The organism is Variovorax endophyticus (assembly GCF_025376855.1).
Taxonomy (GTDB): domain Bacteria; phylum Pseudomonadota; class Gammaproteobacteria; order Burkholderiales; family Burkholderiaceae_C; genus Variovorax.
In genome coordinates, this window is sequence record NZ_JAHUTH010000040.1 from 14,366 (window position 1) to 37,728 (window position 23,363).

25 protein-coding genes are annotated in these 23,363 nt (G+C 70.6%); 18 read left to right on the plus strand and 7 right to left on the minus strand.

Going from position 1 to position 23,363, the window contains the following annotated elements:
- Window positions 1-37 precede the first annotated feature (37 nt).
- Genes KV106_RS35540 through KV106_RS35560 form a run of 5 tightly spaced genes read left to right on the plus strand, consistent with a single transcriptional unit; the run spans window position 38 to window position 3,759 of the window.
- Window positions 38-1,222: a lipid-transfer protein gene (locus tag KV106_RS35540; protein WP_261216467.1), complete on the plus strand. Its 1,185-nt coding sequence runs from the start codon at window positions 38-40 to the stop codon at window positions 1,220-1,222.
- Between the two features lie 14 nt (window positions 1,223-1,236).
- Window positions 1,237-1,677: a MaoC family dehydratase N-terminal domain-containing protein gene (locus tag KV106_RS35545; protein WP_057595798.1), complete on the plus strand. Its 441-nt coding sequence runs from the start codon at window positions 1,237-1,239 to the stop codon at window positions 1,675-1,677.
- A 14-nt stretch (window positions 1,678-1,691) separates the two neighbouring features.
- Window positions 1,692-2,111, plus strand: coding sequence for a MaoC family dehydratase (locus tag KV106_RS35550; RefSeq protein WP_261216469.1), 420 nt, complete (start codon window positions 1,692-1,694; stop codon window positions 2,109-2,111).
- A 27-nt stretch (window positions 2,112-2,138) separates the two neighbouring features.
- Window positions 2,139-2,969: an SDR family NAD(P)-dependent oxidoreductase gene (locus KV106_RS35555; RefSeq protein WP_093355812.1), complete on the plus strand. Its 831-nt coding sequence runs from the start codon at window positions 2,139-2,141 to the stop codon at window positions 2,967-2,969.
- A gap of 1 nt (window position 2,970) precedes the next feature.
- Window positions 2,971-3,759: an enoyl-CoA hydratase-related protein gene (locus KV106_RS35560; RefSeq protein WP_261216479.1), complete on the plus strand. Its 789-nt coding sequence runs from the start codon at window positions 2,971-2,973 to the stop codon at window positions 3,757-3,759.
- A 13-nt stretch (window positions 3,760-3,772) separates the two neighbouring features.
- Here KV106_RS35560 and KV106_RS35565 read toward each other — a convergent pair whose 3' ends face one another.
- The 3 genes from KV106_RS35565 to KV106_RS35575 form a co-directional block, all read right to left on the minus strand.
- Window positions 3,773-4,501, minus strand: a complete 729-nt coding sequence (locus KV106_RS35565) for a site-2 protease family protein (protein ID WP_261216480.1) — start codon at window positions 4,499-4,501, stop codon at window positions 3,773-3,775.
- Window positions 4,502-4,514: 13 nt separating this feature from the next.
- The gene (locus KV106_RS35570; protein WP_261216481.1) at window positions 4,515-5,501 is read right to left on the minus strand and encodes a DUF2167 domain-containing protein; all 987 of its coding nucleotides are present in this window, start codon (window positions 5,499-5,501) and stop codon (window positions 4,515-4,517) included.
- Window positions 5,502-5,607: 106 nt separating this feature from the next.
- A complete protein-coding gene (locus KV106_RS35575; protein WP_057595793.1) occupies window positions 5,608-6,030 on the minus strand; it encodes a cupin domain-containing protein in 423 nt (140 codons plus the stop codon).
- A 124-nt stretch (window positions 6,031-6,154) separates the two neighbouring features.
- On the opposite strand from KV106_RS35575, the gene KV106_RS35580 reads away from it, so the two are divergent.
- From KV106_RS35580 to KV106_RS35620, 9 genes are all read left to right on the plus strand, one after another.
- Window positions 6,155-6,610 (plus strand): ArsR/SmtB family transcription factor, encoded by a 456-nt coding sequence (locus tag KV106_RS35580; RefSeq protein WP_261216542.1) that lies wholly within the window; start codon window positions 6,155-6,157, stop codon window positions 6,608-6,610.
- Entirely contained in the window at window positions 6,499-6,975 is a 477-nt protein-coding gene (locus tag KV106_RS35585; protein WP_261216482.1) for an SRPBCC family protein, read from the plus strand. Before KV106_RS35580 ends, KV106_RS35585 begins: the two co-directional genes overlap by 112 nt.
- Complete coding sequence (locus tag KV106_RS35590; protein ID WP_261216483.1) at window positions 6,972-8,228, plus strand: RNA polymerase sigma factor; 1,257 nt, start codon at window positions 6,972-6,974, stop codon at window positions 8,226-8,228. Before KV106_RS35585 ends, KV106_RS35590 begins: the two co-directional genes overlap by 4 nt.
- 91 nt (window positions 8,229-8,319) lie before the next feature.
- On the plus strand, window positions 8,320-8,691 hold the full coding sequence (locus KV106_RS35595) for a YciI family protein (RefSeq protein ID WP_093355834.1): 372 nt from the start codon (window positions 8,320-8,322) through the stop codon (window positions 8,689-8,691).
- Window positions 8,688-9,044 (plus strand): YciI family protein, encoded by a 357-nt coding sequence (locus tag KV106_RS35600; RefSeq protein ID WP_261216487.1) that lies wholly within the window; start codon window positions 8,688-8,690, stop codon window positions 9,042-9,044. The genes KV106_RS35595 and KV106_RS35600 overlap by 4 nt, the downstream gene beginning before the upstream one ends.
- A complete protein-coding gene (locus tag KV106_RS35605) occupies window positions 9,041-10,588 on the plus strand; it encodes an MFS transporter (protein WP_261216488.1) in 1,548 nt (515 codons plus the stop codon). The genes KV106_RS35600 and KV106_RS35605 overlap by 4 nt, the downstream gene beginning before the upstream one ends.
- 54 nt (window positions 10,589-10,642) lie before the next feature.
- Entirely contained in the window at window positions 10,643-10,828 is a 186-nt protein-coding gene (locus tag KV106_RS35610; protein WP_093355843.1) for a hypothetical protein, read from the plus strand.
- A gap of 75 nt (window positions 10,829-10,903) precedes the next feature.
- Complete coding sequence (gene aroC, locus KV106_RS35615) at window positions 10,904-12,016, plus strand: chorismate synthase (protein WP_057595786.1); 1,113 nt, start codon at window positions 10,904-10,906, stop codon at window positions 12,014-12,016.
- A complete protein-coding gene (locus KV106_RS35620) occupies window positions 12,016-13,212 on the plus strand; it encodes an MFS transporter (RefSeq protein WP_057595785.1) in 1,197 nt (398 codons plus the stop codon). Before aroC ends, KV106_RS35620 begins: the two co-directional genes overlap by 1 nt.
- Window positions 13,213-13,219: 7 nt before the next feature.
- On the opposite strand, the gene KV106_RS35625 is transcribed toward KV106_RS35620, so the two are convergent.
- The 4 genes from KV106_RS35625 to aspT (KV106_RS35640) form a co-directional block, all read right to left on the minus strand.
- Window positions 13,220-13,879: a site-2 protease family protein gene (locus tag KV106_RS35625; RefSeq protein ID WP_261216493.1), complete on the minus strand. Its 660-nt coding sequence runs from the start codon at window positions 13,877-13,879 to the stop codon at window positions 13,220-13,222.
- Window positions 13,880-13,904: 25 nt separating this feature from the next.
- Window positions 13,905-15,578: a bifunctional aspartate transaminase/aspartate 4-decarboxylase gene (locus tag KV106_RS35630; RefSeq protein ID WP_261216494.1), complete on the minus strand. Its 1,674-nt coding sequence runs from the start codon at window positions 15,576-15,578 to the stop codon at window positions 13,905-13,907.
- 65 nt (window positions 15,579-15,643) lie between these two features.
- The gene (aspT, locus tag KV106_RS35635; RefSeq protein ID WP_261216496.1) at window positions 15,644-17,332 is read right to left on the minus strand and encodes an aspartate-alanine antiporter; all 1,689 of its coding nucleotides are present in this window, start codon (window positions 17,330-17,332) and stop codon (window positions 15,644-15,646) included.
- A 26-nt stretch (window positions 17,333-17,358) separates the two neighbouring features.
- Window positions 17,359-19,047, minus strand: a complete 1,689-nt coding sequence (aspT, locus tag KV106_RS35640; protein ID WP_261216498.1) for an aspartate-alanine antiporter — start codon at window positions 19,045-19,047, stop codon at window positions 17,359-17,361.
- A 276-nt stretch (window positions 19,048-19,323) separates the two neighbouring features.
- Between aspT (KV106_RS35640) and KV106_RS35645 the strand changes: the two genes are divergently transcribed.
- Genes KV106_RS35645 through KV106_RS35660 form a run of 4 tightly spaced genes read left to right on the plus strand, consistent with a single transcriptional unit; the run spans window position 19,324 to window position 23,342 of the window.
- The gene (locus KV106_RS35645) at window positions 19,324-20,325 is read left to right on the plus strand and encodes a sugar ABC transporter substrate-binding protein (protein WP_203201689.1); all 1,002 of its coding nucleotides are present in this window, start codon (window positions 19,324-19,326) and stop codon (window positions 20,323-20,325) included.
- A gap of 26 nt (window positions 20,326-20,351) precedes the next feature.
- The gene (locus KV106_RS35650; RefSeq protein ID WP_261216501.1) at window positions 20,352-21,311 is read left to right on the plus strand and encodes an ABC transporter permease; all 960 of its coding nucleotides are present in this window, start codon (window positions 20,352-20,354) and stop codon (window positions 21,309-21,311) included.
- Complete coding sequence (locus tag KV106_RS35655) at window positions 21,311-22,108, plus strand: ATP-binding cassette domain-containing protein (RefSeq protein ID WP_261216503.1); 798 nt, start codon at window positions 21,311-21,313, stop codon at window positions 22,106-22,108. Before KV106_RS35650 ends, KV106_RS35655 begins: the two co-directional genes overlap by 1 nt.
- Complete coding sequence (locus KV106_RS35660; RefSeq protein ID WP_261216505.1) at window positions 22,101-23,342, plus strand: ROK family transcriptional regulator; 1,242 nt, start codon at window positions 22,101-22,103, stop codon at window positions 23,340-23,342. The genes KV106_RS35655 and KV106_RS35660 overlap by 8 nt, the downstream gene beginning before the upstream one ends.
- Window positions 23,343-23,363 lie beyond the last annotated feature (21 nt).

Here is a 23,363-nt window from a genome sequence, read left to right on the forward strand (position 1 = left end):
CCTTCGTTTTCGTTCCAACACCCAGAGAGGAATTCCCATGACCCAGGATGTGCATGTCGTCGGCGTCGGCATGATCCCCTTCACCAAGCCCGGCGCGAACCTGCCCTATCCGCAGATGGCGGCGCAGGCCCTCAACGCGGCGCTGGCCGATGCCGGCATCGGCTACGACCAGGTGCAGCAGGCCTACGTGGGCTATGTCTACGGCGACTCCACCGCCGGCCAGCGCGCGCTCTACGAGGTCGGCATGACCGGCATCCCCGTGGTCAACGTCAACAACAACTGCTCGACCGGCTCGACCGCGCTGTTCCTCGCACGCCAGGCCGTGGCCAGCGGCGCGGCCGACTGCGTGCTCGCGCTCGGCTTCGAGCACATGAGCCCGGGCGCGCTGGGCGCGGTGTTCGACGACCGGCCCAGCCCCTTCGACCGCTTCGAGTCCATCACCGACGAGCTGGTCGGCAACGAGCAGGTGCCGCTGGCGCTGCGCTACTTCGGCGGCGCGGGCCTGGCCCACATGCAGCAGTACGGCACGCAGCTGTCGACCTTCGCGAAGATCCGCGCCAAGGCCAGCCGCCATGCATCGAACAACCCGGTGGCGCTGTTCCGCACCGTCGTGACCGAGGACGAGGTGCTGGCCACGCCCGTGATGTGGCCCGGCGTGATGACGCGGCTGATGGCCTGCCCGCCGACCTGCGGCGCGGCCGCCGCCATCGTCTGCTCGGCCGGGTTCGCGCAGCGCCACGGCCTGGACCGAAGCGTGCGCATCAAGGCCCAGGCCATGACCACCGACCGCCCGGTGAGCTTCGAGGCGCGCGACATGCGCGAGGTGGTCGGCTTCAGCATGGCGCGCGAGGCGGCGCAGAAGGTCTACGAGGCGGCGGGCGTCGGCCCGCAGGACATCGACGTGGTCGAGCTGCACGACTGCTTCGCGCACAACGAGCTGATCAGCTACGAGGCGCTGGGCCTGTGCCCCGAGGGCGGGGCCGAGAAGTTCGTGCTCGACGGCGACAACACCTACGGCGGCAAGGTCGTCACCAACCCCTCGGGCGGCCTGCTGTCCAAGGGCCATCCGCTGGGCGCCACCGGCCTCGCGCAATGCACCGAGCTGGTCCAGCAGCTGCGCGGCACGGCCGACAAGCGCCAGGTCGAGGGCGCGCGGCTCGCGCTCCAGCACAACCTGGGCCTGGGCGGCGCCTGCGTGGTCACGCTCTACGAACGCGTCTGAAGAAGGGCCCCGCCATGATCGACAGGAAATGGATCGGGCACGAGCTGCCCGCCTCGGTGCTGCCGCTGGAGCGCACGCGGCTGCAGTTCTTCGCCAAGGCGATCGGCGAGACCGATCCGGTCTACACCGACCCCGCCGCCGCGCGCGATGCCGGCTATGCCGACCTGCCCGCGCCGCCCACCTTCCTGTTCGCGGCCGAGCTCGACTCGGGCGCGTCCAACCGGCTGCTGGCCGACCTGGGCATACCGCTGGCCAAGCTGCTGCACGGCGAGCAGGGCTTCAGCTACCACCGCGCGGCCTGCGCGGGCGATACGGTGACGGTGCGCTCGACCATCACCGACATCTACGACAAGAAGAACGGCGCGCTCGAGTTCGTGGTGAAGAGCTCGCGCGCCACCAACCAGCGCGACGAACTGGTGGCCGAGCTGCGCACCGTGATCGTCTGCCGGCATTGAGCCCGAGGAACCCCATGACCGCACCCAACCACGACACCGTGCAGGTCGGCGACGAACTGCCGCCGCTGCAACTGCCGCCGGTCGACCGCACCACGCTCGCGCTGTTCGCGGGCGCCTCGGGCGACCACAACCCGATCCACATCGACATCGACTTCGCGCGCCGCGCCGGCATGCCCGACGTGTTCGCGCAGGGCATGCTGGGCATGGCCTGGCTCGGCCGGCTGCTCACGCAGTGGGCGCCGCAGTCGAAGCTGCGCCGCTTCGACGTGCGCTTCCAGGGCGTGACCCACCTGGGCCATGCGGTGCGTTGCACGGGCCGCGTGGTCGAGAAGCTCGAGCGCGACGGCGAGCGCTGCGTGCGCGTGGAAGTCAGCAGCACCAACCAGCATGGCCAGGTGCGCATCGCGGGCGAAGCGCTGGTGGCGCTCGCCTGAAGATCCAACGAAGAAAGACATCCAGACATGACATCCAGACTCGAAGGCAAGGTCGCCCTCATCACCGGCTCGGGCCGCGGCATCGGCCGCTCGATCGCGCTCAAGCTCGCCTCGGAGGGCGCGCGCGTGGTGGTCAACGATCTCGACGCCGGCCCCGCGGACGAGACCGTGCAGGCCATCCGCGCCGCCGGCGGCCAGGCCGTGGCCTGCAACGGCAGCGTGGCCGCGCCCGACTTCGCCGAGCGCTTCGTCGGCACCGCGGTCAGCGAGTTCCAGGGCCTCGACATCATCGTCAACAACGCCGGCTACACCTGGGACAGCGTGGTGCAGAAGATGACCGACGAGCAGTGGTACGCCATGCTCGACGTGCACCTCACGGCGCCGTTCCGCATCCTGCGCGCGGCGCAGCCGGTGATCCGCCAGCTCTCGAAGACCGAGACCGAGGCCGGCCGGCGCACCGTGCGCAAGGTGGTCAACATCTCCTCGGTGGCCGGGCTGTTCGGCAACGCGGGCCAGGCCAACTACGCGACCGCCAAGGCCGGCATCGTCGGCATGACGCAGACGCTGGCCAAGGAATGGGGCCGCATGAACGTCACCGTGAATTGCGTGGCCTTCGGCTTCATCCAGACCCGGTTGACCGCGAGCGCGGCCGACGCGACCACCGCCAACATCGATGGCCGCGAGATCAAGGTCGGCATCAACCCTGGCCTGCTGTCGATGATGGAGCAGACCATTCCGCTGGGCCGAGGCGGCACGCCCGAGGAGGCGGCCGGCGCGGTCTACCTGCTGTGCATTCCCGAGTCGGACTACGTCAGCGGCCAGACGCTGATGTGCACCGGCGGCCTCACGGGCATCTGAGATGCCGCTCGAGCAGGGCATCGCCTGGTCGGTGGAGGAGGGCATCGGCCGCATCGTGCTGCGCCGTCCCGAGCGCGCCAACGCGATCGGCGCCGCGAGCAGCCGCGCGCTGGTGCGCGCGATCGACGAGGTGCTGGCGGCCGCGCCGCGCGTGGTGCTTTTGACCGGCGAGGGGCGCGTGTTCTGCGCCGGTGGCGACATCGAGGAGTTCGTCGCGGCCGGGGAAGACCTGCCCGCGCTGGTCGATGAAATCCTCGATCCCCTGCACCCGGCGCTGCTGCGGCTGGTGAACGGCCCGGCGCCGCTCGTGACCGTGCTCAACGGCGCGGTCGGCGGCGCGGGCGTGGGGCTCGCGCTGGCCGGCGACTTCGTGCTCGCGGCCGAGTCGATGAAGCTGCGCACCGGCTACGCGGCCATCGGCCTGTCGCCCGACGCGGGCAGCTCGTGGTTCCTCGCGCGGCGCATCGGGGTGCTGCACGCGCAGCAGTGGCTGATGCTCAGCGACCCCATCGACAGCCAGCGTTGTCTGGCGGCCGGCGCGGTCGATGCGCTGCATCCCGACGCCGAACTGGCCGCGGCCGGCGAGGCGCTGGCACGGCGGTTGGCCGCGGGCGCGCCCGGGTCCTTCGCCGCGATCAAGGCGCTGTGCGCGGAGGCGCCGGGCCGCACGCTCGAGGCGCACCTGGCGCTCGAGCACCGCCTGCTGCGCGAGCGCGCGGGCAGCGCCGATGCGCGCGAGGGCGTGACGGCCTTCCTCGAGAAGCGCGCGCCGCGTTTCGGCGCGCCTTGAGGCGCGGCGGCGTTCAGCCGCCCGGCAGGCGCGCCGCCCCGAGCATCTCGTGCGTGTCGTGCGCCATCACCGCGAGAAAGGCCACCAGCCCGATGTAGTAGACGGCGTAGGTCAGCCGCGTCTCGGCCGACACCGCGTAGTACTGCCGGTTGGCCGGATCCTCGGGGTCGTACTTCCAGGCCCGCATCACCTGCGGCGCCGCCAGCACGGCCACCAGCACCAGCATCGGGCTCGGCCGCCAGAAGAAGAGGGCGACCAGCACCGGCACCCCGAGCAGCCAGACGCGCGGCGTGAGCACCGCGGTGATGCGGCCGCCATCGAAGGGCGACAGCGGGATCAGGTTGAACAGGTTGATGAAGAAGCCCGCGTAGGCGAGCGCCAGCAGCAGCCGGCTGTCGCTCTCGCGCGCGAGGAAGTAGCAGGCCAGCGAGGCCAGGCTGCCGAGCAGCGGCCCGGCGAAGCCCACCCAGGCCTCGGTCTCGACGTCGTGCGGCTGGTCCTTGAGCTCGACCCAGGCCCCCACGAAGGGAATGAAGGTGGGCGCGCCCACGTCCAGGCCGCGCTGGCGCGCCGCGAGGAAGTGGCCCATCTCGTGGATGAAGATCAGCGCCACGAAGCCCACCGCGTAGCGCCAGCCGAAGACGAAGGCATAGGCGACCACCGACAGCAACATGGTGCCGCCGGTGAGCAGCAGCTTGCCGAGCTTGCCCGCGCTCAGCAGCAGGAGCAGCAGCTTGACCACGGCCCGCGCGCGCTCAGGCCGCGGGCGGATTCGTCGGCGGCAGCCCGCCGGCCGGCGTCTCGCTCGCCACCGGCGCCTTCTCCTTGCGCCGGAACAGCTTGCCCGCGCCCCACAGTGCGCCGCCCACCGCCACCGCGATGATCTTGGCGAACTTGGCCAGGAAGGCCGCGATCACCGCGAACAGGCCGAGCTTCTTGACCGCCGCACCCGCCACCAGCGCCGCGAGGCCATAGGCCGCGACCTTGTCGGTGGAGGCGTCGAAGTCGGCGTAGCGCTTGCCGTCGTCGTACTGCAGCGCCGCCAGCAACTGGGTCGCGTCGGGCTTGTACTTCTCGAGGTCGTTGGCGTTGGTCACGAGGTTCAGGCTGATGTAGCCCTCGCGTCCCAGCGCATAGGTGTTGTAGTTGACGCCCTGGCCGCCCGAGGCCTCGCCCTTGTGCCTGGAGAGCGCCGACCACACGAGGCGGTGCACCGAGGCGTCGTACTGCGGCTTCTGCGCCCAGCCCGTGACCTCGATCGCCGGGATGCCGCGCTTGGCGCGCTCCTCGTTCGCGGCCTCGGTGCCTTCCTTGAGGCTCTTGAGCAGGTCGTCGGCGTTCCAGTCCTTGGCGTCGTCGTCCTTGATGTAGCCCTCCTTCACGAACTTCACCACGGCGAACCAGTCGGCGTCGTTGTTCGGGAACACCGCGCCGAGGAAGCTGTCGTCGACCCGGTTGCCCATGCTGCGCATGAGCTGCGCCGCGGCCGGCGTGGGCACCCAGACATAGCCGGGCGGCAGCTTCAGGTGGGCCTGGTCGCGCAGGGCGATGTCGGCCGGGCCGGTCTTCTGCACCGCGCGCGCGGCCTTGAAGGCGGCCTCCTGCTCGGCTTCGAGCGAGTTGGCCGGCACGGCGGCGGAACTGGGGGGATTGGAAGGCGGCGCGGCGGCGGCGAGGCCGGCGGCCAGGACGGCGAACGCGAACAGAACGCCCGCCGACAGGCGGGCCATGGGGATCCTCATGCTCTCTCTCCTCGGTTGTTATCGATTTTGCGAGACGAGGGCGCAGTCTATCGGGCAGGTTCGCGCGCCGTCCGTAGGACGGTGGCGAAAGCCGGTTTCCGGGGGCTCAGGCCCAGGGGGTCGGCGGCGGGATCTCGCACACCGGCTCCACGTCCACGCTCTTGAAATCGGCCGGCGAGACGATCTCCAGGTACTCCATGTCGGGCGAGTAGTCGAACAGGTAGTGCCGGATGCCGGGGCGCTGGTGCACCACGTCGCCGGCCTCGACCAGGGTTTCCTTGTCCTCGTACATGAAGCGGGCCCAGCCCTTGACCATGATCACGATCTGGAAGTCGGCCTCGTGGCGATGCCAGCCGGTGCCCGCTTCCGGTGCCATGTTGGCCTTGACGAGGTGCGCGATCACCTTGCCGTTGGTGGCGGCGGCCACGCCGAGGTCGCGGTAGAGGAAGAAGTCGCGCAGTCCGCCCGAGACGAATTCGGTGTCGCCCGGCTTGACGTGGGAGAACTGGGTGGCGGTACGGTCCAGCATGGAAGCTCCTTTGCGGCGAGTGGGGTGGGGATGCTGCGCCGCAGCACGCATAAAGCGTTCCCGGATCGCCCGCGAATATCCCCATGCCTTGACGCTGGCGCGCGGGCTCCAGATACTCAACCGCATGGTTCACTCAGATGCCGCCGCGCCCGCCGACCTCGATGCCGTGTTCGCCGCGCTCGCCGACTCGACGCGCCGCGCGGTGCTCGAGACCCTGGGCGAGCGCAGCCTCAGCGTGACCGAGCTGGCCGCGCCGCATGCGATGTCGCTCACGGGCTTCATGAAGCACCTGCGCGTGCTCGAGGACGCGGGGCTGATCTCGCGCACGAAGGAAGGCCGGGTCGTGCGCTGCGAGCTTTCGCCGCGGCCGATGCAGGAGGCCGCCGTGTGGCTGTCGCGCTACGAGAAGTTCTGGACCGGGCGCCTCGATGCCTTGGCGCGCTTTCTCTACCACCAGGAGCAAACCGAATGGCGGAACCTGCCAGCCCCAACACCGGACGTCCCTCCCTCACCCTCCGCCGCCACTACGCCGTCGCGCCCGACAAGGTCTGGCGCGCGTGGACCGACCCGCAGGCGCTGAAGCACTGGTTCGGCCCCGAGGAGATCGTCGCGGTGCCGCATGCCGAGGTCGACCTGCGCGTGGGCGGGCGCTTCCGCGTGGCGATGCTCGCGGCCGACGGCGAGACGCACGACGTCAGCGGCACCTACCTCGAGATCGTGCCGCAGCGCCGGCTGGTCTTCAGCTGGGCCTGGCGCAGCACGCCCGAGCGCGAATCGCGCGTCACGGTGCGCATCGAGCCCGATGCGGCCGGCACCGGCTGCGAGCTCGAGCTGCTGCACGAGCAGTTCTTCGACCAGGCCGCGCGCGAGGGCCACGAGCATGGCTGGACCGGTTCGATGGTGCGGCTCGAACGCTGGCTGGGCAGGCCGGAACCCGCCGCATGACGGACCCGGTGCGCGCCACGCTCGAGGCGGTCTACCGCGGCGAATCGCGCCGCATCTTCGCCACGCTGGTGCGCCTGCTCGGCGATTTCGACCGCGCCGAGGAGGCGCTGCACGAGGCCTTCCGCGCCGCGCTCGAGCAGTGGCCGGCGCAGGGCGTGCCCGCGAACCCGCGCGCGTGGCTGGTGTCGGCCGGGCGCTTCAAGGCGATCGACGCCCTGCGGCGCCAGGCGTGCTTCTCGCCCTGGGACGAGTCGGCCGAACGCGCCGAGGCGCTGGCCGACCCCGCGCCGGGCTGGGACGCCGACACCGACGAACTCGAGGACGACCGCCTGCGGCTGGTCTTCACCTGCTGCCATCCGGCCCTTTCGCCCGATGCCCAGGTGGCGCTCACACTGCGCGAGGTCTGCGGACTCGCGACCGAGGAGATCGCGCGCGCCTTCATGGTGCCCGCGCCGACCATCGCGCAGCGCATCGTGCGCGCCAAGGCCCGCATCCGCGACGCGCGCATTCCCTACCAGGTGCCCACGCGCACCGAGCTGCCCGAACGGCTCGATGCGGTGCTGCGCGTGGTCTACCTGGTCTTCAACGAGGGCTATGCGGCTTCCTCGGGCGAGAGCCTGACGCGCGCCGACCTCTCGGCCGAGGCGATCCGGCTCGGCCGGCTGCTGGTCGAGCTGCTGCCCGACGCCGAGGCCGCGCCCGAGGCGCTGGGCCTGCTGGCGCTGATGCTGCTGCACGATGCGCGCCGTGCCGCGCGCACCTCGGCGCAGGGCGAGATCGTGCTGCTCGACCGGCAGGACCGCGGCCTCTGGCACCGCGCGCAGATCGAGGAGGGCGCCGCGCTGGTGGAGCGCGCGCTGCGCTCGCGCCGCTTCGGCCCCTATGCGCTGCAGGCGGCGATCGCCGCGGTCCATGCCGAGGCCGAGCGTGCCGAGGCCACCGACTGGGCGCAGATCGTCGGTCTCTACGACGTGCTGCTGCGGCTCGATCCCTCGCCCGTGGCCGAACTCAACCGCGCGGCCGCGATCGCGATGCGCGACGGCCCGGCCGCGGGCCTGGCGCTGGTCGATGCGCTGTTCGCGCGCGGCGAGCTGGCCGACTACCACCTCGCGCATGGCGCGCGGGCCGAGCTGTGCCGCCGCCTCGGCCGGCTCGGCGAGGCGCGCGGCGCCTACGAGCGCGCGCTCGCGCTGGCCCGGCAGCAGCCTGAGCGCCAGTTCCTCGCGCGGCAACTGGCGTCCTTGCCCGGCTAGAAATATTTGCAGTTTGTTGCGCCCGCATGTCGATCCGGCGCCTCGCCGATCGACCAGTGGTGTCCTCATTCCATCCGAAAGGAGATTCCGCATGAAATACCTCTGCCTCGTCCACTGCGACCCGGCCCTGTTCGCCACCCTGTCGCCGGACGAGCGGCGCGCGCTCGACGAAGACTCGATGGCCTACGACCGCGAGCTCGAGAAGAACGGCCACTTCATCGCCGCCGACGTGCTGGCGAGCGCCAGGTCCGCCAAGGTCGTGCGCGTGCGCGACGGCAAGGCCTCGCACGTCGACGGGCCGTTCGCGGAGGTGCGCGAGCAGCTCTGCGGCTTCATCCTGATCGAGGCGCGCGACCTCAACGTCGCGATCCAGCTCGCGGGCCACATCCCCATGGCGCGCCACGGCAGCATCGAAGTCCGTCCGATCCAGAGCATGGACGCCGCCGAGGGGAATGCCGCATGAAGTACCTTTGCCTGATCTACGAAACCGAGGCTCCGCCGCTCGACATGGCGCACTACATCCAGGAACACATCGACTACGACGCGCAGTTGCGCGCGCGCGGCCAGCTGGTCGAGGCCGAGGCCCTGCAGCCGGCCGAGACCGCCACCACCGTGCGCATGCGCCGCGGCCGGCTGTCCGTGACCGACGGCCCCTTCGCCGAGACCAGCGAACAGCTCGGCGGCTTCTACCTGGTCGAGGCCGGCAGCGAGGAGGAAGCGCTGCGGATCGCGGCCGGCATCCCGTCCGCGCGCAACGGCAGCATCGAGCTGCGGCCGATCCTCTCGTTCGGCCCCGGCCCCGAGGGCCCTCGATGAGCGGCGCCGCGCCGCCGCGCGCCACGGTGCGCGAATGGACCGGCCTGGCCGTCATCGCGCTGCCGTGCATGCTCTATTCGATGGACCTCACGGTGCTGAACCTCGCGATCCCCGCGATCAGCGAGGCACTCAAGCCCACGGCGGCGCAGCTGCTGTGGATCGTCGACATCTACGGCTTCCTGGTCGCGGGCCTGCTGGTCACCATGGGCACGCTGGGCGACCGCATCGGGCGGCGCCGGCTGCTGCTGATCGGCGCCGTGGCCTTCGGCCTGGCCTCGGTGCTGGCGGCCTTCTCGAGCAGCGCCAACATGCTGATCGCCACCCGCGCGCTGCTCGGCGTGGCCGGCGCGACGCTGGCGCCGTCCACGCTCTCGCTGATCCGCAACATGTTCCTCGATCCCGGTCAGCGCACGCTGGCCATCGGCGTCTGGATCTCGAGCTTCTCGGCGGGCGCGGTCATCGGCCCGGTGGTCGGCGGCGTGCTGCTCGAATACTTCTGGTGGGGCTCGGTGTTCCTGGTCGGCGTGCCGGTGATGGTGCTGCTGCTGGTGCTCGGCCCCGTGCTGCTGCCCGAATACCGCGACCCCGAGGCCGCGCGGCTCGACCTCGCGAGCGTGGCGCTGTCGCTGGGCGCGGTGCTGCCGGCCATCTACGGCGTGAAGCAGACGGCCGAGCACGGCGCGAGCGCGCTGTCGCTCGCCGCCATCGCGGTGGGGCTGGCCATCGGCTGGCTGTTCGTGCGGCGCCAGCGACGGCTGGCCAACCCGATGATCGACCTGCGGCTGTTCCGCGCGCCGGCCTTCAGCGTGGCGCTGGGCGCCTACATGCTGTCGTGCTTCGTGATGTTCGGGCTGTTCCTCTACGAGGCCCAGTACCTGCAGATGGTGCTCGGGCTGTCGCCGCTGCAGGCCGGCCTGTGGAGCGTGCCCAGCGCGGGCGCCTTCATCGTGGGCTCGATGGCGGCGCCCGCGCTCACGCGGCGCGTGCGGCCGGTGCATGCGATGACCGGCGGACTGGTGGTCGCGGCGCTGGGCTTCGCGCTGCTGGTCGCGCTGCCGGTGCAGGGCGGCCTGGCGCTGCTGGTGGGCAGCATGGTCGTGTCCTCGCTCGGGCTGGCGGTGGTGTTCACGCTGTCGACCGACCTGGTGGTCGGCAGCGCGCCGCCCGAGCGCGCGGGCGTGGCCTCGGCGATTTCGGAAACCAGTTCCGAATTCGGTGGCGCGCTGGGCATCGCCATCCTCGGCAGCGTGGGCGCGGCGGTCTACCGCGCCATGATGGCCGACGCCGTGCCGGCCTCGCTCGGCGACGCCGCCGCGGTCGAGGCCGCGCGCAGCACGCTCGGCGGTGCCGTGGCGCTGGCCGGGCAGCTCGGCGGCGCGGCCGGTGCCGAACTGCTGGCCGATGCGCGCACGGCGCTGCTGCGCGGCTTGCACCTGATGGCCGGCATCGGCGTGGTGGTGCTGCTGGCCATCGCGGGGCTGCTGGCCGTGGTCATGCGCCGCTCGGGACAAACCCGGCCCGCCGCGGCCGATGCGTTGCCCTGAGGCCGGGCCGGGCCCATACTGGCCGCGTCACCGAACGAACCCCACGGAGAGTCCATGAGCAACGAACTGCGCAAGAAGCTGCACGACCTCGCGGAGCTGGTCGACAACACGCCCGATCCGCAGGCCCGCGCGATCGTCGAGGCGATCCGGCTGCAGACCGCGGTGCTCAACGAGCGGCTGTTCTCGATCGAGCTTCAGCTCGGCGCGCTGGCGCGTCGGCTCGAGGGCGCCACCGAATAGGCCGCGCGGGCGTTGCCCTCGGGCATTCGGGCGCCGCGCCGTCCGGCCCCGCTTTGCGGGGGATAATCCCCGCCCATGAGCGGCAACACCTTCGGACATCTCTTCGCGGTCACCAATTTCGGGGAATCCCACGGCCCGGCCATCGGCTGCGTGATCGACGGCTGCCCCCCGGGCATGGCACTGAGCGAAGCCGACATCCAGGCCGACCTCGACCGCCGCCGTCCCGGCACCAGCCGCCACGTCACCCAGCGCAACGAGCCCGACGCGGTGCAGATCCTCTCGGGCGTGTACGAAGGCAAGACCACGGGCACCCCGATCGCGCTGCTGATCCAGAACACCGACCAGCGCAGCAAGGACTACGGCCAGATCGCCCAGCAGTTCCGCCCGGGCCACGCCGACTTCACGTACCACAGGAAGTACGGCATTCGCGACCCGCGCGGCGGCGGGCGCTCCTCGGCCCGGCTCACCGCGCCCACGGTCGCGGCCGGCGCGGTCGCCAAGAAGTGGCTGGCCGAGAAATTCGGCATGGTGTTCCGCGGCTGCATGACGCAGATCGGCGAGATCGCGATCCCCTTCGAGAGCTGGGACCACGTGCCGAACAATCCCTTCTTCGCGCCGATCGCCGACGTGAGCGCGCTCGAGGACTACATGGACCGGCTGCGCAAGGCCGGCGACTCCTGCGGCGCGCGCGTGCGCGTGACGGCCACCCGCGTGCCCGTCGGCCTCGGCGAGCCGCTCTACGACAAGCTCGATGCCGATATCGCCTACGCAATGATGGGCCTCAATGCCGTGAAGGCGGTCGAGATCGGCGCCGGCTGGGACAGCGTGACGCAGCGCGGCACCACCCATGGCGACTCGATCACGCCGACCGGCTTCCTGAGCAACAACGCGGGCGGCATCCTCGGCGGCATCAGCTCGGGGCAGGACCTCGAGGTCAGCATCGCGATCAAGCCCACCAGCTCGATCATCAGCCCGCGCCAGTCGATCGACGTGAACAACAACCCGGTCGAGGTGGTCACCAAGGGCCGCCACGATCCCTGCGTGGGCATCCGCGCGACGCCGATCGCCGAGGCGCTGCTCGCGCTGGTGGTGATGGACCATGCGCTGCGCCACCGCGCCCAGTGCGGTGACGTGCAGGGCGACAACGAGAAGACCCAGGCCACGTCGCCGCAGGCGTCCTTCCTCTAGTGTCCACGCCGCCACCCGTGGCCGGGCGCGGCCACCTGTTGGCGTTCGCTGGCCTGTCGGCCAGCTATTTCGCGCACATCGGCTTCTTCAATCCCTACCTGCCGCTGTGGCTCAAGGACCTGGGGCTGCCGATCTTCACCATCAGCCTGCTGGCCTCGGTGCAGTCGGTCACGCGCGTGTTCGCGCCCTATGCCTGGGGGGCGCTCAGCGACCACACGGGCCAGCGCGTGCTGCTGCTGCGCATCAGCGCGGCGATCGCGCTGCTCAGTTCCTTCGGCCTGTGGTGGAACGGCGGCGCGTGGTGGCTCGCGCTGGTGCTGCTGCTGATGTTCACCCACACCAGCTCGATGATGTCGCTGACCGAGGCCGCCATGGCGCACCTCGTGGCCGGCGACTGGGGCCGCTACGGGCGCATCCGGCTGTGCGGTTCGGCCGGCTTCCTGGTCACCGTGTTCGTCGCGGGCGAGTGGTTCGACCGCTTCGGCATGAAGCACTTCCCGGCCTGGGCAGCCGGCACCCTGGCCGTGGTGCTGCTCGCCACCCTGCGCCTGCCCGACAGCCGCGAGCCCGTGGCCGCGCACGACGCGCCCGGCGAACCCATCGGCCCGGTGCTGCGCAACCGCGTCGTGCAGTGGTTCTTCGCGGCGCTGTTCTTCCAGGTGATGTCGCACTTCTCGGTCTATGCCTTCTTCTCGCTCTACCTCGATTCGCTCGGCTACGGCAAGAGCACCATCGGCCTGCTGTGGGCGCTGTCGGTGGTGGCCGAGATCGTCTGGTTCTTCCTGCAGGGCCGGCTGATCGGCCTGCTGCCGATGCCGCGCTGGATGCTGGTGTGCGGCATCGCGGCCGTCGCGCGGCTGGGCCTGACCGCCGGCCTCGGCGGCTGGATCGCCGCGCTGGTCGTGGCCCAGTGGCTGCACGCGCTGAGCTTCGCGGCCCACCACACCACCTGCATCGCCGTGGTGTCGCGCCGCTTCCCGGGCCGGCTGCGCGGACGTGGCCAGGCGCTGTTCACCGTCATCGGCTACGGCTTCGGCGGCGTGCTCGGCGTGCTGCTGGGCGGCGCGGTGGCGCAGGCCTTCGGCTACCGCACGATGTTCGCGCTGGCGGCGCTGCTCGCGGTGGCGGGGACCTTGTGCGCGTGGAAGGTGATGCGGCTGGAGGCTGGGGCGCGGCGGGCTGCCAGCCCGGCGTGATGCGCGGTCAAACCAGCAAGGGCCCGAGGTAGATCGCCAGGGCCAGCAGCCACGACAGCATCGAGCCCAGGAACAGCAGCAGCGCTGCCTGCGTGGCCTGTGGCGGCCAGCGCCGCGCCAGTGCCGTGCGCTCGAACAGGGCCTGCAGCAGGAAACCGCCGTTGCTGCCGGGCAGCGGCAGCAGGTTGAAGGCGGCGGTCTTCGCCGCGACCAGGCCGAGCAGCGGCACGAAGTCCAGGCCGCCGGCCGCCTCGGCCGCGAGCCGCAGCAGCCGCTGCGCCTGCCCGAATGGCGACAGCGCGCCCTCGACGTACTGCACGAAACCGCTGCCGACCTGCCCGAGGCCGTCGAAGGGCGACACCAGCAGCGCGAGCGTCAGCAGCGCGAACGGCCCGGCGCAGCCGATCAGCAGCCGCGTCGTGCGCGGCTGGCTGTCGAAGGCATCGCGCTTGGCATCGCCCTCGAGCCCTTCGGCCCCGCCGTCCTTGAGCACGACCGAGCCCGCGAACACCAGCGGCTTGATCCGCAGCGGGCCGATGCGCAGCAGCGTCGGGCCCCAGCCGTAATGGATCTCCCGGATCGGGATGCCGAAGCGCATCGCCGCCAGCGCGATGGCGCCCAGGTGGAGGGCGGTGCAGAGAGCGGCGGCGACCAGGATCCAGGCCATGCGCGAAGCGGTCGGTCCTCGCAGCCTACTTCTTCTTGCCGCCCTTGGCCTTCGCCGCCTTCTGCGGCTTCACCACCACCGCCGACACCGCCGGATCGCTGCTGCGCCTGGCCTTGCCCGACTGCTGCTCGAAGCGCGCGAAGTACTCCGACGCCAGCTTGCGCAGCGAGCGCCCGATGTTGGCGTAGTCGTACTCGTTGAGGTTGGCCAGCGAGACCCGGCCCGAGGCGTGCTTGCCGCCGAAGCCGCGGCCCGGCAGCAGCACGATGCCGGTCTCCTCGGCGATGCGGAACAGCGCCTCGTTGGGCTGCAGCTGGGTCACGATCCAGGCGCCGAAGCGCTCGCCGTACATCTGGGTGGCGATCTCCTGCAGGTCGAGCAGGTGGTAGTAGCTCACCGAGTTCGGGTCGGCCGACAGCGGCAGCCCGAGCTCGCGGTAGAGCGCCTCCTTGCGCCGCTTCACGATGCGCTTCATCGCGTGCTTGTAGGCCTCGGGTTCGTCCATCAGGCAGAACAGCGAGAACATCACCATCTGCGCCTGCACCGGCGTCGACAGGCCGGCCGTGTGGTTGAGCGCCACGGTGCGGCTGTCGGCCACCAGCCGGTCGATGAACTTGAGCCGGCGCGGCTCGGTGGTGATCGAGCTGTAGCGCGCGTCGAGTTCCTTCAGCGCCGCCTCGGGCAGGGCCGCGATCTGGTGGTCGAGCACGTTGTCCTCGTGCGTGGCCACCACGCCCATGCGCCAGCCGGTGGCACCGAAGTACTTGGAGAACGAATACACGAGGATGGTGTTGCGCGGGCAGATCGCGAACAGCGAGCGGAAGTCGTCGGCAAAGGTGCCGTAGACGTCGTCGGTCAGGATGATCAGGTCGGGCCGCTGCTTGACGATGTCGGCGATGTCGCCGAGCACCTCGTCGCTGATCTTCACCGAGGGCGGGTTGCTCGGGTTGCACAGGAAGAAGGCCTTGACCTTCGGGTCGAGCAGCTTCTGCAGCTCCTTCTTCGTGTACTGCCAGCCGTTCTCGGACGGTGCGTCGATCAGCGCCTCGATCAGCTGGTAGTCGTTGAGGTGCGGGATCTCGATGTAGGGCGTGAAGATCGGCATGCCCAGCGCGATGGTGTCGCCGGGCTCGAGCAGCCCGTTCTCGCGCAGGCTGTTGAACAGGTAGGTCATGGCGGCGGTGCCGCCTTCCACCGCGTACATGTCGAACCTGCCCACGAAGGGGTGGGTGCCGATCATCTCCTTGTGGATGTACTGGCCCACGATGATCTCGCTGAGCCGCAGCATGCGGTCGGGCACCGGGTAGTTGCAGCCCAGGATCGCCTCGCACATCTCGTAGATGAAGTCGCCGGCCGACAGGCCGAGCTGGTCGCGCACGTACGACACCGCGGCCTCGATGAAGCGCACGCCGGGCCGGCCCGCGTTGGCCTTGGTGAAGATCTCGAAGCGCGCCTCGATGCCCTCGCGCTGCGGGAAGCCGCCCACGCCCTCCATGTAGACGAAGGAGCGCTCGCTCTCGGTCATGGCGAATTCGCCGAACGCGAAGAAGCCGTGGCGCGGCGTGGTCGCGAGGAAGTTCGGATTGCCGCGCCCTGCGTTGAGCATCAGGCGGTCGCCCTGGCTGGCCACCTGGATCAGCGCGTCCTTGAGTTCGAAGGGGCTCAGGCCGCTGAGTTTTTTCACGTCGCCGAAATCCATGGAAAGGCTCCTTGGTTGTGGGTAAGGCAGGAAAGGAAGAAGAGAGAGGAAGGGAGGGGGTGCGCTCAGACCAGCGCGACGATCAGCGGCCCGAGCAGCGTGAGGAACACGTTGGCCAGCGCGTAGGTGATCGCGAAGGGCACGGTGGGAATCGAGTTCTCGGCCTTGTCGAGCACCTCGCCGAAAGCCGGGTTGGCGCTGCGCGAGCCGCTGAGCGCGCCCGCGAAGATCGCGGTGTTGGCATAGCGCAGCACGTAGCGGCCGAACAGCATCGTGAGGATCATCGGCACGATGGTCACGACCACGCCCACGCCGAAGATCGTGAGCCCGTGCTCCTTGACGGTCTGTACCGCCTGCAGTCCCGACGACAGCCCCACCACCACCACGAAGCCGGCCAGGCCCAGGTCCTTGAGCAGCTGCACGGCGCTGGTCGGCAGCGCGCCGAAGGTCTGGCGCCGCGCGCGGTACCAGCCGAACAGCAGGCCCGAGAGCAGGGCGCCGCCACCGGCGCCGAGCGTGAGCGGGATGCTGCCGATCTTCACGCTCAAGAGGCCCACCAGCAGGCCGACCACCAGGCCCGCGCCGAGGTAGACGAAGTCGGTCTTGGCGCTCGGCACGATCACGTCGCCGACGATCGCGGCCACGCGCTTGACGTCCTGCTCGGCGCCGAAGATCGTGACCACGTCGCCGGCCTGCACCACGGTGTCGGGCTGCATCGGCAGCACCTGGCCCATGCGGCTCAGCTGCACCACGACGATGCCGTGGCGCACGCCGCCCGCGGTGGCCTCGCGGATCTGCGCCACGGTCTTGCGCTCGAAGTCCTTGTTGGCCAGCACGATGTCGCGCTTGTGCATGGTGAGCTCCATGCCCTCGACCGCGTAGACCTCCTTGCCCAGCAGCGGCGCGCTCGCCACCACCGCGTCGCGCCGGCCGACGGCCAGCACGATGTCGCCGCGGCGCAGCGCGAGCGTGGGGTTGACCTCGACGAAGCGGCCGTCGCGCTTGACGCGCTCGATGGTGATGGTGGTGGCCGGGTCGGCGTTCTCGATGTCGGCCACGGTGCGTTGCGGATCGGCCGTGAGCTCGTAGATGCGGCCCACCAGCGAGGGCGCAGCTTCCTCCTGGTCGGCACCGAGCACCTTCACGCCGGCCTGCATCGCGGTCTCGGCCGCGATCGCGTCGTCGCGGATGGTGCGGCCCATGAACTTGGGCAGCAGGTTGACGCAGACGATGATCGCGCCGAAGGACCCGAACACGTAGGTCACGGCATAGCCGATCGCCACGTTGGCCTGCAGCCGCGCGGTCTCGGCCGCGTCGAGGCCGAGCTTGGCGATCGCGTCGCCGGCCGTGCCGATGATGGCCGACTGCGTGAGGCCGCCGGCCGCCACGCCGGCCGCCAGGCCCTTGTCGAGCCCGAACCACTTGGCCATGACCACCACCGTGGCCAGGCCGGTGGCCGCCATCACCGCGGCCAGGACGATCTCCTTGATCGATTGCCGCCCCAGCGAGCTGAAGAACTGCGGGCCGCTCTCGAAGCCCACCGCGTAGATGAAGAGCGCGAACAGCACCGCCTTCACGCCGGCATCGACCTGCACGCCGACCTGGCTCACGATCACCGCCACCAGCAGCGAGCCGGCCACGCCGCCGAGCTGGAACTTGCCGAACTTGATCTTGCCGATCCAGTAGCCGACCGCCAGCGAGAGAAAGAGCGCCATCTCGGGCGACTTCTTGAATGTTTCGTGCAGCCATTCCATGGATCAGCTCCTTCGAGGTTTCGAATTCATTTCGCCGCGTGCTGCACCAGCCCGGCCAGCGCGACGATCAGCGGTCCCATCAGCGGCAGCACCACGTTCGAGATCGCATAGGTGATGGTGTAGCCCAGCAGCGGCGTGGCATTGCCGGCCGCGTTCTGCACCGCGCTGAGGGCCGGCGTGCTGCACTGCTGGCCCGCGATCGCGCCCAGCAGCACCGGCGCCTCGAGCTTGAGCAGCCGGTGGCCGACGAACAGCGACAGGCTCGCCGGCACCACCGCCACGGCCACGCCGACCAGCGGCAGCGCCACGCCGAATTTCTTGATCAGCGCCAGCGCCTGCGGCCCCGAGGCCAGGCCGACGCAGGCGATGAAGGTGGCCAGGCCCAGGTCCTTCATCAGCGCCAGTGCATCGGGCGGCACGCTGAGCCGGTGTGGGTTCTTCGCCTGGTACCAGCCGAAGCCCAGGCCGGTGAGCAGCGCGCCGCCGCCGGTGCCGAGCGAGAACGGGATGCCGCCGAGCTTGACGCTGAAGCCGCCGATGAAGACGCCGAGCAGGATGCCCGCGGCCGCGAAGCTGATGTTGCTGCGCGTCGAGGCCAGCACCCGGTCGCCGGCCAGCGGCAGCGCGCGCGCCACCTCGTCGACCGGCCCGTAGAGCTGGAGCACGTCGCCGCGCGCGAGCCGCAGCTCGCCCAGCAGCGGCATCGCATGGCGGTCGCGCGCCACGCCCGTGACCTGCACCGAGGGCGGCAGCGCCGCGGCCAGCTCGCGCAGCTCGCGGCCGAACCATTCGCGCCGGTTCAACACCGCCTCGGTGGTCTCGACCACCGCGTCGAAGGCCGTGGTGTCGGCGAACTCGCGGCCCAGCAGCTCGGCCACGTTGACCAGCGCCGCGCGCCGGCCGATGGCCAGCACCCGGTCGTGGGCACGCAGCCGCAGCGCGGGCTCCACCGCCAGGCTCTGGCCGGCGCGCAGCACGCGCTCGACGTGGGCCTGGCCGCCGAGGATCGTGGCCAGCTCGCCGATCGAGCGGCCGCGTCCGGTCGTCACCTCGAACACGCGGCCGACCATCTCGGGCACCGCGCTCGCGGCGCCGGGATCATCGCCGCCGCCCATGGTCTTCCACAGGCGATCGGCCTCGGCGCGCAGGTCCACGCGCAGCAGCAGCGGAAACACCTGGCTCGTGAAGACCACGATCGCGATCAAGCCGAACACATAGGTGATCGAGTAGGCCGTGACCACGTTGGCCTGCAGCTGCTGCATGTCCGCGGCCGGCAGGCCCAGCTTGGAGATCGCGTCGGTGGCCGTGCCCACCACCGCCGACTCGGTGGCCGCGCCGGCCATCAGCCCGGCGGCCGTGCCCTGGTCGAGCGACAGCAGCACGGTGGCGCCCAGCACCAGCGCGAGCACCGCCACCACCTCGACGAGGCACAAGAGGCCCAGGCGCAGGCCCTTGGCGTCGAGGTTGGCGAAGAACTGCGGGCCGCCCGCATAGCCGAGCGCGAAGATGAAGAGCATGAAGAACACGTTCTTCACGCTGTCGTCGACCCGGATGCCGAGCTGGCCGACCACCAGCGCGGCGATCAGGGTGCCGCAGATGCCGCCGAGCTGGATCGGTCCGAAGCGGATGGCGCCGACGGCATGGCCGATGGCGAGCACGAGGAACAGCGCGATTTCGGGCTGGGTTCTCAGCAGTTCGACGACCTCGCCACTCACGCGTGCTTGACCTCCAAATGCTGGGTCATTCTGTCGGTAATGTGAGTAAATGCAAGTAACTGTTTTGTTTGACAGGCGTCCAGATCCATCGCCGCGAGCCGAATCCTTGATGCTTCCTGTGCGGGTTTTCGATAACTAAACCAACTTGATTTAGTCGTTTCCTTGGCCGATAGTCCGCTGGCGCCCGGCCGGCGACGCCATCCGCATGGCGAACGGGCCGGATCCCGAGAACCACGGGGCGGTCCGATCCAGCCGCCCGCCCAAGGAGAGACAACCATGCCCCGCATCCGCTGCATCCTGGCCCTGGCGGCCGCGTCCGTCGCCGCCTCCACCGCCTTCGCCGCCGGCGAACCGGTGATCGGCCTCGTCACCAAGACCGAGACCAACCCCTTCTTCGTGAAGATGAAGGAGGGCGCGCAGGAAGAGGCCAAGAAGCTCGGCGCCAAGCTGCTGTCGGGCGCGGGCAAGGCCGACGGCGACAACGCGGGGCAGATCACGGCCATGGAGAACATGATCGCGGCCGGCGCCAAGACCATCCTGATCACGCCGAGCGACGCCAAGGCCATCGTGCCGGCGATCAAGAAGGCGCGCGACAAGGGGATCATGGTGATCGCGCTCGACAGCCCGGCCGATCCGCCCGAGGCCACCGACGCGCTGTTCGCCACCAACAACTACACGGCCGGCGTGCTGATCGGCGAATACGCCAAGGCCGCGATGGCCGGCAAGACGCCGAAGATCGTCGCGCTCGACCTGCTGCCGGGCCACCCGGTGGGCGCGCAGCGCCACAACGGCTTCATGAAGGGCTTCGGGCTGGCCGCGAACGACGCCAAGTCGAACGAGCTGTCGAAGGCGCCCGAGATCGTCTGCATGGCCGACAGCTTCGGCGACCAGGCCAAGGCCCAGACCGTGATGGAGAACTGCCTGCAGAAGGCGCCCGACGTGAACCTGGTCTACACCATCAACGAGCCCGCCGCGGCCGGTGCCTACAACGCGCTCAAGCGCGCGGGCAAGGAGAAGGGCGTGCTGATCGTCTCCGTCGACGGCGGCTGCCAGGGCATCAAGGACACCAACGCCGGCATCATCGCCGCGACCTCGCAGCAGTACCCGCTGAAGATGGCCGCGATGGGCGTGGCCGCGGGCGTCGAATTCGCGAAGACCGGCAAGAAGGCCTCGGGCTACGTCGACACCGGCGTGACCCTGATCGCGGGCAAGAGCGTGGCCGGCGTCGAGAGCAAGGACACCAAGACCGGTGCCGAGCTGTGCTGGGGCAAGAAGTAACCAACCCGCCCCGGGGAGGCACATCGATGGCGAAATCCGCAACGCACCACATCCCGTGGGGCGCCCTCGGGCCGTGGCTGGCCCTGCTGGGTGCCTGCATCTTCTTCGCGACCCAGTCCGACCGCTTTCTCACCGGCGGCAACCTCTCGCTGATCCTGCAGCAGGTGATGGTGGTGGGCGTGATCGCGATCGGCCAGACGCTGATCATCCTCACGGCCGGCATCGACCTGTCGTGCGGCATGGTGATGGCGCTGGGCGGCATCATCATGAGCAAGTTCGCCACCGAGCTCGGCCTGCCGGTGCCGGTGGCCATCCTCTGCGGCATCGGCGTGACCACGCTGTTCGGCCTGCTCAACGGCCTGCTGGTCACGCGCATCAAGCTGCCGCCCTTCATCGTGACGCTGGGCACGCTCAACATCGCCTTCGCGATCACGCAGCTGTATTCGTCCTCGCAGACCATCACCGACCTGCCGGCCGGCCTCACGGGCCTGGGCACCACCTTCACCATCGGCAGCGCCGAGGTGGCGTGGGGCTCGGTGCTGATGGTGGCGCTCTACGGCCTCGCCTGGTTCGTGCTGCGCGAGACCGGCGCCGGGCGCCACGTCTACGCGGTGGGCAACAACGCCGAGGCCACGCGGCTGGTCGGCATCCCGACGCAGCGCGTGCTGCTGGGCGTGTACGTGGCCGCGGGCGTGCTCTACGGCATCGCCTCGCTGCTGTCGGTGGCGCGCACCGGCGTGGGCGACCCGAACGCGGGCCAGACCGAGAACCTCGACGCCATCACGGCGGTGGTGCTGGGCGGCACCAGCCTGTTCGGCGGCCGCGGCATCGTGCTGGGCTCGCTGATCGGCGTGCTGATCGTGGGCGTGTTCCGCAACGGCCTCACGCTGATGGGCGTGTCGTCGATCTACCAGGTGCTGGTGACGGGCGTGCTCGTGATCCTCGCGGTGGCGGCCGACCAGCTCTCGCGCAAGGGGGCCCGCTGATGAACGCCGTGACGAACCCGAAGGTGGTGATGGAGGCCCAGGGCCTGGTGAAGCGCTACGGCCAGGTCACCGCGCTCGACGGCGTCGACTTCGAGCTGCGCGAGGGCGAGATCCTCGCGGTGATCGGCGACAACGGCGCGGGCAAGTCCTCGCTCATCAAGGCACTGTCGGGCGCGATCGTGCCCGACGAGGGCCGGATCCTGCTCGACGGCCAGCCGGTGCAGTTCCGCAATCCGCTCGATGCGCGGCGGGCCGGCATCGAGACCGTCTACCAGGACCTGGCCGTCGCGCCCGCGATGACCATCTACGAGAACCTGTTCCTCGGCCGCGAGCTGCGCCGCCCCGGCTTCCTCGGCAACGTGCTGCGCATGCTCGACAAGAAGAGGATGCTGCTGGAGAGCACGGCCCGCATGGCCGACCTCAAGGTCGGCATCCAGTCGATGACGCAGGCGGTCGAGACCCTCTCGGGCGGCCAGCGCCAGTGCGTGGCGGTGGCGCGCAGCGCGGCCTTCGCGCGCCACGTGGTCATCATGGACGAGCCCACCGCCGCGCTCGGCGTGAAGGAGGGCAACATGGTGCTCGAGCTGATCCGCCGCGTGCGCGACCGCGGCCTGCCCGTGGTGCTGATCAGCCACAACATGCCGCACGTGTTCGAGGTCGCCGACCGCATCCACGTCGCGCGCCTGGGCAAGCGCGCCGCCGTGCTCGATCCGAAGAAGATCAGCATGAGCGACACCGTGGCCGTGATGACCGGCGCCATGCCGCCGAGCGCCTTGCCCGCGGAGGCGCATGCCTGATGCCGCGCCCGCCGCGCGCATGCCCGACCTGCTGCGCCCGCGCGGCTCCAACCAGGTCGGCATGCGCCAGTTCAACGAGCGCACCGTGCTGCAGGCGCTGCGCGTGCACGGCAGCCTGCCCAAGGCCGACCTCGCGCGCCTCACCGGCCTGAGCGCGCAGACCATCGGGCTGATCACCGCGCGGCTCGAGGAGGACGGGCTGATCGTCAAGCAGAGCCGCGTGCGCGGCCGCATCGGCCAGCCCTCGGTGCCGCTCGCGCTCAACCCCGACGGCGCCTTCGCGATCGGCGTCAAGGTCGGCCGGCGCGGCGCCGAGTGGCTGCTGATCGACTTCACGGCCCGGGTGCGCGAGCGCCATGCGATGGCCTACGACTTTCCCGACGCCGACGCGCTGCTGCCCGCGATTGCCCAGCACACCCACCGGCTGCGCGACGGCCTGGGACCCTTGGCCGCGCGCACCGTCGGCGTGGGGCTCGCCGCGCCGTTCCTGCTCGGCGGCTGGCACCGCACGCTCGGGCTGTCGAAGGCGCAGTCCGACCTGTGGAACGGCATGGACCTGGGCGCTGAGGTGCGACAGCGCACCGACCTGCCGGTGATCTTCGCGCGCGACACGGTCGCGGCCTGCGTGGCCGAGCTGGTGAGCGGGCGCGGCCACGACCTGAAGAGCTTTCTCTACGTGTTCGTCGACACCTTCGTCGGCGGCGGCCTGGTGCTCAACTCGCACCTGCATGGCGGCGCGCACGGCAATGCGGGCGCGCTCGCCTCGCTGCCGATGCAGCGCGTGCGCGGCGCCAAGCGCGATGGCGATGCCGACGCGGCGCCGCCGCAGCTGATCGCCGAGGCCTCGCTGTGGGAGCTCGAGCAGCGGCTGCAGCGCGAGGGTGTCGACCCCGACGCGGCCTACGACGAGCGCGCGCTGCAGCCGCCGTTTGCCGACGCCACCGCGGCCTGGCTCGCCTCGGCCGCCGAGGCGCTGGCCCATGCGATCGCGAGCGGCACCGCGATGCTCGACCTGGCCGACGTGGTGATGGACGGCTCGATGTCGCGCCCACTGCAGCAGGCGCTGCTCGAGGCCACGCGCGCCGCGCTCGACGGCTGCAACTGGGAGGGCCTGTGGCGCCCGCAGCTGCATGGCGGCCGCGTCGGCGCACAAGCCTGCGCGCTGGGCGGCGCGATGCTGCCGCTGCACGCCAACTTCGCCCCCGATCACGACGTGTTCCTCAAGGCCGGTTGAAGACCGGCCGGCATGCGGGCA